General features: G+C 42.3%; 9 protein-coding genes. 8 read left to right on the top strand and 1 reads right to left on the bottom strand.

The window, feature by feature from the left end; translation table 11 throughout:
- The 5 genes from HGJ98_RS04955 to HGJ98_RS04935 all read left to right on the top strand — a co-directional run.
- On the top strand, positions 1–2,100 hold a 2,100-nt coding region (locus HGJ98_RS04955), incomplete at its 5' end, for a YceG family protein (protein ID WP_291349949.1).
- A gap of 130 nt (positions 2,101–2,230) precedes the next feature.
- Positions 2,231–3,355 carry a toxic anion resistance protein gene (locus tag HGJ98_RS04950; protein ID WP_291349948.1) on the top strand — a complete coding sequence of 375 codons (1,125 nt, stop codon included), beginning with the start codon at positions 2,231–2,233 and terminating at the stop codon, positions 3,353–3,355.
- 303 nt (positions 3,356–3,658) lie between these two features.
- Complete coding sequence (locus HGJ98_RS04945; protein WP_291349947.1) at positions 3,659–4,105, top strand: MarR family winged helix-turn-helix transcriptional regulator; 447 nt, start codon at positions 3,659–3,661, stop codon at positions 4,103–4,105.
- A 23-nt stretch (positions 4,106–4,128) separates the two neighbouring features.
- Positions 4,129–5,856, top strand: a complete 1,728-nt coding sequence (locus HGJ98_RS04940) for an ABC transporter ATP-binding protein (RefSeq protein ID WP_291349946.1) — start codon at positions 4,129–4,131, stop codon at positions 5,854–5,856.
- The gene (locus tag HGJ98_RS04935) at positions 5,853–7,754 is read left to right on the top strand and encodes an ABC transporter ATP-binding protein (protein WP_291349945.1); all 1,902 of its coding nucleotides are present in this window, start codon (positions 5,853–5,855) and stop codon (positions 7,752–7,754) included. The genes HGJ98_RS04940 and HGJ98_RS04935 overlap by 4 nt, the downstream gene beginning before the upstream one ends.
- 53 nt (positions 7,755–7,807) lie before the next feature.
- Here HGJ98_RS04935 and HGJ98_RS04930 read toward each other — a convergent pair whose 3' ends face one another.
- Positions 7,808–7,990 carry a hypothetical protein gene (locus HGJ98_RS04930; RefSeq protein ID WP_291349944.1) on the bottom strand — a complete coding sequence of 61 codons (183 nt, stop codon included), beginning with the start codon at positions 7,988–7,990 and terminating at the stop codon, positions 7,808–7,810.
- Positions 7,991–8,207: 217 nt separating this feature from the next.
- Between HGJ98_RS04930 and HGJ98_RS04925 the strand changes: the two genes are divergently transcribed.
- The 3 genes from HGJ98_RS04925 to HGJ98_RS04915 all read left to right on the top strand — a co-directional run bounded on the left by HGJ98_RS04925 (position 8,208) and on the right by HGJ98_RS04915 (position 12,054).
- Positions 8,208–8,645 (top strand): MarR family winged helix-turn-helix transcriptional regulator, encoded by a 438-nt coding sequence (locus tag HGJ98_RS04925; RefSeq protein ID WP_291349943.1) that lies wholly within the window; start codon positions 8,208–8,210, stop codon positions 8,643–8,645.
- A 166-nt stretch (positions 8,646–8,811) separates the two neighbouring features.
- Entirely contained in the window at positions 8,812–10,824 is a 2,013-nt protein-coding gene (locus HGJ98_RS04920) for an FAD-dependent oxidoreductase (RefSeq protein ID WP_291349942.1), read from the top strand.
- Between the two features lie 123 nt (positions 10,825–10,947).
- Entirely contained in the window at positions 10,948–12,054 is a 1,107-nt protein-coding gene (locus tag HGJ98_RS04915; protein WP_291349941.1) for a 4Fe-4S dicluster domain-containing protein, read from the top strand.
- The last annotated feature ends 54 nt before the right edge of the window (positions 12,055–12,108 follow it).

Below are 12,108 nucleotides of genomic sequence, written 5' to 3'. Positions count from 1 at the left end.
GGTATAATCCTTGATCTCTATATTAAAAATGAGAAAACACTAAATCTTAGTATGATCATAAATTTTTGTACTAAAATGTTGCTATGGTTTGGAGATTACGGTAAGCAAATCCTGAAGAAATCACTCGATATCCCTAAAGTGATTTACTGGGGAAGTCCACAAAAACACGAAATCTATTACCTTATTTTAATATCTCTTATAGGGTGTGATGTGCTTGTTCTAAATACTTCCTTTAAAGACCGGTTTGACAAAGTAGATAAGCACAATGAATTCTCCATGATTATTAGACATTCAAACGAGCTGCCGATTGGAGCTTTTCCAAGGCAGAAACCTCAAGAGAATATGAAGACTGAGACACCCCCTGGTAAACCAGAAATGAAGCCAACCAATCCCCAAATCAGCCCACAGCAGGATTTGAGTAATAACTTGTTAAATGATCCTATTATTGTAGTTAAACTGAAGAGAACCGAGACGATCCTTGAGGAAATCTTAATCCCGTTAAATAAGCGTAGCGGCTATGTGGGCGGGCCTCATCCAATACTTCCAACTTTTTTCGTGCGCTATATTGGGGTTCCCAGCTCATCAGATGATTGGGAAGCTGAGTATCATAATAGTTTATATAATTTAGATAGGACCTTGCACATGGCGGGTTCTTATCTTAAATTTCTTGAAGGCATCCCAGCACCAAGTGCAGAGGAGAGTGCCTTAATTCCCCAGAAGCTTATTAGTTATCCATTCAAAGATCGGTTTGAGATTATCGAACATATACTTAAGGCCAAGATCCTTCCGCAAACATATGATACGCTTTTAGACAATACTATCAGAAAAACCTTTGTTGACCTAGTTCATCTTTTTGCAGAGAAAAGTGGAAATGCCAATACCTCAATAGTTTTGAATTTCTCCTTGAAGATAATTAGCTGGTTAAAGCGATACTTGCCAAAGTTATTGTTAAGTATGAATTCTAATCAAAAACCTAATGGACCAGGGTTTAATTATGAGTATAATCCTAAAGTTCTATTCTATGGACCGATTAAAGCTCATGAAATCTTTCTGCTAACTGCCTTTCATAAGCTTGGATGTGATGTGCTTTTTGTTCATTCCGAGGAAGAAGGAGATAATCCATTTCAAAGCTTTGACGAGGAAAATGCCTTGACTCATCTTATTAGTAATAGGCATAATCTTCCCTTGATCTCCTTTCCACAGGAAGAGCGATTGATTCGCAAAAGCACAATTGCTTACAATGCGTCCAAAGAGATTGAGGAAGTAATCTATAGCGAAGAGGTTGGACTTTTTAAACCTTGGCAGTTTGAAAGCTACGGGACACAACCCATAACTCTTAAAACCACCTATGACGAACTCAAGATACTATGGAGGGAACCCACTAAACTTCGACCGGAGTTCAGAATCCAGAATAAGAAAGTTTATGTCCCTAACCTATTCGCAAAGATTAACGGAGTAAACGAGGATCTCAATGCTTATTGGCAAGACCTTAAAGAACTCTCCACTGCTCATAATACAAGGCTTATTGAAGATGTTCCCTTCACAAAAATAGGGTACACCAAACAAGAGCTATATCAAACTAACTATTTGTTGGACGAACATGGGCGCTTAGATGAAACGAAAGTTGTAAAAAGTAAGCATTACAAGTTTGGTTATCTTAAAGCACCTTTACAACATTTTCTAATCACAAAAATTAATGAGCTTTTATTCTCTAGAATGTTCTTAGAGCCAGTGGACAAAAAATTGAAGCTCAAGATTATCATGACGATTTTAACAATGAATGATGAACTCCTCCAGCTCATTGAAGTTTTTGATTATCCTCAAGAAATTCCGAAAGTCATCATCTATGATAATGAAAAGGAAACCTTCAGTGAAAGTGATTCTATTCTACTAGCCTATTTTAATCTGATTGGCTTGGATGTTCTTATCTTTACGCCAACTAATTATAAGACCCTAGAACATTACCTAAAGCCTAGTCTTTTTGATCTACATCAGTTTCCTTTAGTAAAATATGACTTAGTTCTTCCATCTTTAGAGAGCATTTCGGCGACTCCTGCCCAAAAACCTGGGCTTTTGGCTCGCTTCTTTAAACTTCGGTAATCAAGCCTAAGGTACTATTTGGACATTCTGTTTTTGACGGCGTAGCTATGAAATTGGAATACTAATTATTACGTAGGAAAGCGATTAAATTGGTAGATTGTTAGAAAATATTTATTAGGGAGGAACAAAAATGGAAATTCAAGGTTTTACAACCAAATTAACTGAGGATAAAAGCTTAGTACCGGCACCTATTCCCGAGTTTGATCTCGAAAAAAAGAAAAATGAGGTTATGACAAAGGTAATGGAGAGCCCGGAGGTCCGCAGTATTGTACGTCAGATCAACATTGAAGATGTAAGTTCTATTATGTCGTTTGGCAAAAATACGGCAGAGGAAGTTTCGAGGTTTTCAGATGCCATTCTTAATTCTATGCAAGCGACAAAGGTTGAAGATTCGGGAGAACTCTTAATCCAACTTAACAGAATTATGGACAAGTTTGATATCAAAGATTTCGAGGATAAACCACCGGGCTTTTTGGAAAAGATTTTTTCAAAGGCGAAGAATACAGTTGAAGCACTCTTTAAGAAATATAATTCAATGGGTGATGAAGTTGACAAGGTGTTCGTCACACTCAAGCAGTATGAAGCCGAAATCGGTGTTGCTAATAAGCAGTTAGAGGATATGTTTAATAAGAATGTTGAATATTATGAGCAGTTGGGGCAATATATCTATGCTGGTCAGGTTGTCCTTGCCGAACTAAAGAATAATATTATCCCTACTGCTCAAGCCAAAGCTAATGAGACGGGGAACCAAGTCGATCAAATGAACGTCAATAACCTTTTGCAGGTTCAAGAGATTATGGAACAAAGAATTTATGACCTGCAACTGGCGGAGAATGTCGCCGTCCAAAGTATGCCGACGATAAAAGCTATTGAATACGGTAATTACAACTTGGTTCGTAAAATTAACTCAGCATTTGTTATCACCATGCCTATCTTCAAACAATGCTTGGTACAAGCTATTATGTTAAAGCGCCAATCAGTCCAAGCTAAAGCGATGAGTGCATTAGATGAGAAGACCAATGAGCTTTTACTGAGAAATGCCGAAAACACAGCCCTCCAATCCAAAATGGTAGCAAGGCTCGCCACAGGGAGTTCCGTGAATATTGAAACCTTAGAAAAATCCTGGCAAACCATCGTTAAGGGAATAGAGGAGACCAAAGCTATCCAAGAGGAAATGAGACAAAAACGCATAGATGGAACTAAACGGTTAGAGGTTCTCAAACAAGATTTTGTAAATCGTGGAATCGTCAGGTAGAACATGACAAGCGTGACAAGGGGACGGTCCTTTTTTGACAAGCCTTTTAAGCTTGACAAAAGATCTTCCCCTTGTCAGACGTTAACGGGGGGCATTTTTTTCCAACCCAAAAGAATTGCCCCGAAACGCGGGAAACGCGGGGACAGGTGCACTGTTTCGCCGAAAAGGCGAAACAGTGCACCTGTCCCCGTGTTTCGTCTGGTGAAATTCAAGTTTGACAATTAACTAAGTGTGGAGTAATATACTTCGTATGCGAAGTATTCGTATGCGAAGTATATGGATTGAACGATAGGGGATGAAGATGTGGATACATTAAATCAAAGTGCCAAAGTCGCTAACCTCTTCCGGGAAGTTATGATGCTTTTCAGAAGCAGCATGAGCAAAGTGTTTGAGAATTCGGGTATAACTCCGCCGCAAGGCATGGTTCTCGGAATATTAAGCAAGGACAGAAAGCTTAAGATTTCCGAACTCAGCACAAAATTAAGTTTATCGAATAGTACGGTATCGGGCATAATCGACAGGCTTGAAAAGCAGGGCATGGTAGAACGAGTTAGAAGTGATACGGATCGAAGAGTAGTGTATGTAAGAATATCCCCAGAATTTAAGGAAATGCATCAATGCTTCCATAGTAAGTTTGAGCAGAATATTGAACATGTGATGAGTAAAGGTACTTCAGAGGATCTTCAAAAGGTATGCGAAGGATTGAGCACCCTTAAGAAACTGTTAAGGGACTATGACAATAGAGATTAATAGCTATAACGGAGGTGATACCTATGGTAAAGTTGTTTAGGTTACTAAAACCTTATACAGCATACATTTTTGCAATTGTCTCGCTGCTATTTATACAAGTGATTTCAGATCTCTATTTGCCGACGTTAATGGCAGACTTAGTCGACATAGGTATCGTCAATAAAGATATTAGCTATATCATTAGAATCGGTGGTTTTATGTTGCTCATAGCAGCAGGAGGAACATTATGCGCAATTCTAGCGACCTATTTATCATCAAAAACAGCCGTTGGCTTTGGGAAAATAGTACGAGAAAAGCTCTTTAGTAAAGTCGAAAGCTTCTCTCTTCGTGAATTTGACACATTTGGTACTGCCACACTGATTACGAGAACGACCAATGATGTGACTCAAATACAACAAGTGTCGGTTTTGATCCTAACTATGATGGTGACCGCCCCTTTAATGTCCATCGGCGGAATTGTGATGGCCTTGCGACAAGATGTCTCCTTAGCTTGGGTTCTTGTTGTTGTAATCCCAATATTATTTAGTATTATTGGCATAACATTGTTTAAAGGGTTGCCTTTATTTAAACTGATGCAGGAAAAGTTGGATAAATTAAATCTCGTGCTAAGGGAAAGCCTTACCGGTATAAGGGTTATACGCGCGTTTAATCGGATTGATAAAGAAAAAGAACGATTTGATGATGCCAATGCTGATCTTATGAACAACGCTATTAAGATAAATCTAATTATGGCTGTCTTGATGCCGGTCATGATGCTGATCATGAACCTTACAACGGTAGCGCTTGTTTGGTTTGGGGCCCTCAGAATTGACTCAGGAGATATGCAGATCGGATCACTCATGGCCTTTATTCAATATGCAATACAAATTCTATTCTCCTTATTGATGCTCGTCATGTTATTTATTATGATTCCTCGTGCTGAGGTTTCCGCCGTAAGGATTAATGAAGTACTCGAGACAAGATTGGACATTAAGGATCCCGAAACCCCAAAAATTGCCGATCAGAAAAGGGGGGTTGTTGAATTTCAAGACGTTTCCTTTCGCTACCCGGGCGCAGACCAACCCGCCATCAGTAATATAACCTTTAGAGCGAAACCAGGGGAACTGACCGCAATTATTGGGGGGACTGGTTCAGGTAAAACAACCTTAGTCAATCTAATCGCACGTTTCTATGATGTAGAAAAGGGAAGGGTTTTAGTTGATGGGGTAGATGTCAGAGAAACGAGTCAGAAAGAACTACGTGCTAAGATAGGTTTTGCTCCTCAAAAGACGGTCCTTTTTTTAGGTACGATTGCAGAAAATATTCGCTATGGCAAGCAAGATGCCACTCTAGAAGAGATTAAGCATGCAGCGGATGTTGCTCAAGCTACTGAGTTTATCTCGGAATTAGAAGAGGGTTTTGAGCACACTATTGCCCAGGGTGGAACCAATCTTTCTGGAGGACAGAAGCAACGTCTATCCATTGCTCGAGCACTTGTGAGAAAACCTGAAATCTACATTTTTGATGATAGTTTTTCTGCTTTGGATTTTAAAACGGATGCCAAACTCCGGGCGGCTTTAAGACCGGAAATTGCTGAGGCTACAGTTTTCTTGATTGCTCAGAGTGTTTCAACGGTTAGGGATGCAGATAGAATTATAGTTTTAGATGACGGACAAATCGCGGGAATGGGAACCCATACAGAACTGTTAAATACTTGTGAGGTGTATCGTGAGCTCGTGGCTTCACAGCTCTCCGAGGAGGAACTAGGATGAGTGAAGAACGTAATACCAAAAAGGATAAGGGTTTTTCCGGCGGTGGACCGGGAGGAGGTCCTATGGGAGCCTTTGGGAAACCGGTCGTAAAAGCCAAGGATTTCAAGGGAACCTTTTATAGGTTGCTGAATTATCTAAAGCCCCAGAGAACTAAATTTCTCATTGTTTTTCTATTCGCAGGCTTGAGTACGATTTTTAGTATTCTGGGTCCGAAAATTATGGGGAAAGGGATCACTAAAATTGGAGAAGGCTTTGGCGCAAAAATGATGGCGGTTCAGATGGGTAAGCCTGTTCCATCCTTAGATTTTGCCTATATTGGGAATATCGTACTAATCCTTATCGGACTATATCTCATCAGTGCCGCATTTGGTTATGTGCAGCAGTATATTATGGCTGGAGTTGCCCAGAAAACGGTTTACAAGTTGCGCAAGGAAGTGGATGAGAAGCTTGCTAATTTACCGCTAAAGTTCTTTGATTCCAGGACTCATGGTGAGATTTTAAGTCGTGTTACCAACGACATTGACAATATTTCTACGACCCTGCAGCAAAGTCTCACCCAACTCATAACCGCGATTGTCACCCTGATTGGGGTTATCGTTATGATGTTGTCGATTAGTCCTTTACTAACCTTGATTGTCATTTTAACCCTGCCACTTTATATGATTGTTACTATTAGCATCGCCAAACGCTCGCAAAAACAGTTTGCGGCTCAACAAAAATCCCTGGGTGAACTTAATGGACATGTTGAAGAAATGTATGCCGGTCACAAACTCGTTAAGGCCTACGGGCGTGAAGGTGAATCCATAGCAACCTTTAACTTGATCAATGAAAAACTCTATACAGCCGGCTATAAAGCCCAGTTTATTTCGGGCATCATTATGCCACTGATGAGATTGGTCAGCAACTTAGGCTATGTGATTATTTGCGTCGTTGGTGGTGTTTTTGCAACTAGAGGACTGATAACCATTGGAGATATTCTAGCCTTTATTCAATACTCCAGACAATTTACCCAGCCAATTGTTCAAACCGCCAATATCGCCAACATCTTTCAATCAACGGTTGCCTCTGCTGAACGTGTCTTTGAACTACTTGATGAGGTCGAAGAAGTACCAGACTCTACTGATGCAAAGGTGATAGTTTTTCCTAAGGGGAATGTACGATTTGAAAACGTGGATTTTAGCTACAAAGAAGAAGACCCACTCATTAAGGCAATCAATCTAGATGTCAAACAAGGTCATACCATTGCTATCGTTGGGCCGACGGGGGCTGGCAAAACAACACTGGTTAATCTATTAATGCGTTTCTATGAAATAAATGCGGGGAGAATAACGATTGATGGAGTGGACATCAGAGACATAAAGCGTGGTGCTCTACGCAGTATGTTCGGTATGGTTCTTCAAGAGACCTGGCTGTTTAATGGTACAATCCTTGAGAATATTGCCTACGGACGTGAAGGAGCCACTGAAGAAGAAGTAATTCAAGCTTCAAAAGCCGCTCATGCCCATCATTTTATCAAGACACTCCCTGAGGGCTATCATACAATACTAAATGAAGAAGCCTCGAATATTTCTCAAGGACAGAAACAGCTGCTCACCATTGCTCGGGCGATCCTAGCGGATCCGGCTATCTTAATTCTTGACGAAGCAACAAGTAGTGTTGACTCAAGAACTGAGGTCTTTATCCAAAAAGCGATGACCGAGCTGATGAAGGGAAGAACAAGCTTTGTTATTGCCCATAGGCTCTCTACCATTAGAGATGCAGATTTGATCCTTGTGATGAATCAGGGGAGGATTATTGAAATGGGTAACCATAAGGATCTGCTTGCCCGGAATGGTTTCTATGCGGATCTTTATAACAGTCAGTTTAGCGGAGCTAATTTAGATTTTGAGGTGATTTAAAGTACTCGAGCGGAACATGAGGGACGGGGTTGTTGACACCATTTATAAATGGTTCAACAACCTCGTCCCCTTGTCATCTTGTAAACGCGGACAGGTACTTCGATTCGCTCCAAGCGGGTAGTTATTTTAGGGAAATTCTGATCTATCGTCGTAAATTGTCCATCGTGATCTTTAAGTTTGCCGCCGATTTCAGCAAGATGCTTGAGAACTGCTTCTTGGAATTTGTCGTTATCCACTTGATATTCCCCTCCTTTGTAAATTGATTTCATAACCACCCGCTACTAAATAAGATGATGAAAGGGTGAAAGGGGGACGATCTGAAGAATCCCATATAAAATATGTTGCCATCAAGATCAAACTGCGCTATACTTTAAACAAAATCATTGGTACACAAACAATTGACACACAATTGATTTCCTTACCAACGAACAAGTACTAAAACGAGGTGAGATAATGGTCGCATCAAATGACAACAGCAGAAGTCCGTCAAAATATATATGCTACAAACTGAGTCGCGTGATGCGGAAGGTTCACCGCTATTACGAGAGCAATCTTTCACAGTATGGAATTACTCCGTCACAATTCTATGTACTGAGTGCAGTGTGGGAAAGAGATGGCTTAAAATTTAAGGACCTTGCGAAAAGCTTGGACATGGATGGATCAACCCTTACTTCCATCTTAGATCGCATGGAGCGCCTGGATTTAGTGGAGAGGAGAAATGACCCGGAAGACAGACGTTCCCTCTTGGTATTTCTAACGGAAAAAGCCAAGCAAAAAATTTCTGAAATAGCCCACCTAGCCGAGGGCCTTGATAAAGAAATTAAAGAACGATTTTCGGAAGAGGAGTTTGCTACCTTCGAGAAAGTTTTAGAAAAGTTCTCTCAGGAATAAAGCGTAAGCTTTTCTTAAACTGATATTTACATTTGTGACAAGGGGGGATGGGAAAAAATTTTACATAAAAATAATTGAATATTCAGACCCCATCGCTGGCACTCCGCTGCACCGATATGTCCGCTGTAAAGTCGAAAAAATATAATACGAGGAGGTTTTACTAAGTATGTCAATTCTTTTTTCACCTGCTCAAATCGGTACACTTCAGCTTCGTAACCGCATAGTAATGACACCTATGCATCTAGGATATAGCCCTATGGGAGAAGTGAATGATCAACTAGTCGAGTTTTACCGAGCACGAGCCCGAGGAGGAGCGGGCCTGATCGTTGTAGGTGGCTGCGGGATCGACCGCATCGGTAATGCTTTCGGAATGACTCAACTTGATGAGGATCGATACATCCCTGGACTTCGCCGTTTAGTCGATGCTATTCACGCTGAAGGTGCTAAAATTGTGCCTCAGCTTTATCAAGCAGGTAGATATGCTCATTCAGCTTTAACGGGTCAGCTGGCTGTGGCACCATCTGCGATCCCTTCCAGATTGACCAGGGAAACTCCCGAAGAATTAACAGAAGAAAAAATCAAGGAAGTAATCTCTTCCTTTGCCAATGCAGCGAAAAGAGCCCAATCAGCAGGGTTTGACGGAGTTGAGATAATTGCCAGCGCAGGCTATCTGATTTCTCAATTTCTTTCTCCTGTTACCAATCAACGTACAGACCGCTATGGTGGTGACCTCGAAGGCCGCATGACTTTCGGACTTGAAGTGGTAGAGGCTATACGAGAAGCAGTCGGATCGGAGTTTCCGATCATCGTACGGGTAGCGGGGAATGACTTTGTCCCAGGCAGCCACACAAACACAGAATCTCGAGCTTTCTGTCAGGCCTTAGAAAAGGCCGGAGTTAATGCCCTCAATGTAACCGGTGGGTGGCATGAGACCCAGGTGCCTCAGCTTACTATGAATGTACCTCCAGGGGCTTATGCCTACCTGGCACATGGAATCAAAACGGCGGTTTCTATACCTGTCATAGCGTGTAATCGGATCAACACTCCTGAATTAGCAGAGGGTATCTTACAAGAAGGGTTAGCGGACTTTATCGGCATGGCCCGCCCACTGCTGGCGGATCCGGAACTGCCTAATAAAGCTATGAGTGGTCAATCAGAACGTATTCGCCCTTGCATCGGATGTAATCAAGGTTGTTTAGACTATATATTTCGCTTAAAACCAGTCAGCTGCTTAGTCAATGCGGAAGCAGGTCGGGAGGCAGAACTGGGTCCCATCAGCCAAACTACGGCAACCCAACAGATACTTGTGGTCGGGGCAGGCGCCGCAGGGATGGAATTTGCGCGCGTCTCTGCACTGCGAGGACATAAGGTTACCATTTGGGAAGAGAGTGGACGGACGGGAGGACAATTAGCCCTGGCAGCAGCTCCTCCTGGACGACAGGATTTCTTATACTTTGCTAACTATCTGGCCAATGCTTGCCGGGAACTAGGGGTGAAAATCCAGCATAGTATAAAAGCTACTCCGGACATGATCTTATCCGCCGTACAGAATGGAGAGTTTGACAGAGTCGTACTTGCAACCGGAGCTCGCCCCATCGCACCGTCGATCAAAATTGAAGAAGGAGCAGAGGTAGTTCAAGCCTGGGATGTATTGCTAGGCCGTAAAAAAACGGGACATAACGTCGTTATCGTCGGTGGTGGAGCTGTGGGTGTGGATACCGCTCTGTTCTTAGCGGAAGCAGGTACAATCGATAGCCAAACCTTGCGCTTCCTCATGCTGCAGCAAGCAGAAACAGATCAAGAACTTCATCGCTTGTTGACACAGGGAACTAAAAAGATTACAGTCTTAGAAATGGCCAAAGAAATCGGACGAGATATCGGCCCCAGTACCCGCTGGTCCATGTTAGCAGATTTGAAGCGTTACAAGGTAAACTGTCTAAGCAAACATACTGTGCTGGAAATTCGTAAAGACGGTGTTCTGGTAGAGAGTGCCAATGACGGTGTTCAAAAAGTTATTCCAGCAGATACTGTCATTTTAGCGGTAGGCTCTTGCTCTCAAAATGAACTTTACAGTGCACTCCAAGGTAAATTAGAGAATTTAAGCACGATTGGAGACGCAGCTAAACCTCGCAAAGTCCTTGACGCAGTTCATGAGGCTTATGCTGAGGGGAGGAAATAGCGAGGCACGAAGTGCGAGGTTCGAGGTTCGAAAGAAGAAGCCCTAGACCGAGAACGTTAAGGTTAGGTTGTTCGAACGATGCGCCTCGCGCCTCGAATTATGAAAAGAGGAGGATGTGTAAATTTGGGCCACAGTATTAATGCTAAAGAAGAGATATATCATGCCCTTGCCGAACGTCTAAGTAAGACTCCTGAAGGTGCGCCAATAAATGAACACCTCATGGCAATTCTTCATCGTCTCTATACGGAAGGCGAAGCTTTAGTGGGCAGTAAGTTTTCGTTTATTCCTATGCCCTTGAAAAAAATCTCGACTCTCACCGGCATTGAGGAAACGGAATTAAAAGTAATCCTGGATGGAATGTCTGATAAGGGTTTGGTTCTGGATATTCCGCGTAAGGACACCTTTTATTATATGTTGGCCCCTATGTTAGTTGGATTCTTTGAATATACCTTTATGCGAACAGGGGATCATGTTCACCTTAAGGAGTTAGCGGAGTTATTTGAAACTTATTTTCACAGCCCGGGTGTAATGAAGGAAATTGCTGGCCTGGATACTAAAGTTATGCGAACCCTGATTTATGAAAATGTTCTGCCGCTGGCGGTTGAAACTGAGGTATTGGACTATGAGAAGGCGACGGAAATCATCAAGCAATCCGGAGGGGGTGCCATAACTACGTGCGCCTGCCGCCACGAGGCCTCTCATCTAGGCACAGCCTGTGATGCACCACAGGAGGTTTGTATTTCCCTGGGCGGTGCAGCTGAATGGATCATACGCAAAGGTTGGGGTAAAGCAGCAACTGTTGAGGATCTCCTTAATGTGCTTAAACGAACACAGGAACTTGGCCTAGTGCATCTGTGTGATAACGTAATGAATAAACCAACCTACATCTGTAATTGTTGTGGTTGTTGCTGCAAAGTTCTCCGGGGTATTAATGAGCAACAAGTCTTTGCTACCCATCCTAGTAATTTCATTCCATCCGTAGAATTAGAAAGTTGTATTGGCTGCGGGATTTGTGCTGATAAGTGCCAAATTCACGCAATTACTATGACAGCACAAGAGGATGGCAGTGAAGTACCTGTCATAAAAAATGAGATCTGTATTGGCTGTGGAGTATGTTCCGCCGCCTGTCCGAGTGGATCGTTGACCATGTCTCGCCGTTCAGTTCAGTTAATACCGCCGGCGAACGTTAAAGAGAAATTTCAACGAATGGCTCAGGAAAAGGGCCGCTAACTGGGATAGTAGAGTTCCTGCAGTCGACAAATAAGGAGCAGCTTTAAAAACTGC

This window comes from Desulfosporosinus sp. (genome assembly GCF_014237355.1).
Classification (GTDB): Bacteria; Bacillota; Desulfitobacteriia; order Desulfitobacteriales; family Desulfitobacteriaceae; genus Desulfosporosinus.
The sequence above is the reverse complement of the archived record's forward strand: the minus strand, read 5'-3'. Positions and strand labels throughout refer to the sequence as shown.

What these genes read in the sequence shown, in the direction of transcription:
- HGJ98_RS04950 (WP_291349948.1), top strand. Translation starts at nt 2,231, where the DNA reads ATGGAAATTCAAGGTTTTACAACCAAATTAACTGAGGATAAAAGCTTA.
- HGJ98_RS04940 (WP_291349946.1), top strand. Translation starts at nt 4,129, where the DNA reads ATGGTAAAGTTGTTTAGGTTACTAAAACCTTATACAGCATACATTTTT.
- HGJ98_RS04935 (WP_291349945.1), top strand. Translation starts at nt 5,853, where the DNA reads ATGAGTGAAGAACGTAATACCAAAAAGGATAAGGGTTTTTCCGGCGGT.
- HGJ98_RS04925 (WP_291349943.1), top strand. Translation starts at nt 8,208, where the DNA reads ATGGTCGCATCAAATGACAACAGCAGAAGTCCGTCAAAATATATATGC.
- HGJ98_RS04920 (WP_291349942.1), top strand. Translation starts at nt 8,812, where the DNA reads ATGTCAATTCTTTTTTCACCTGCTCAAATCGGTACACTTCAGCTTCGT.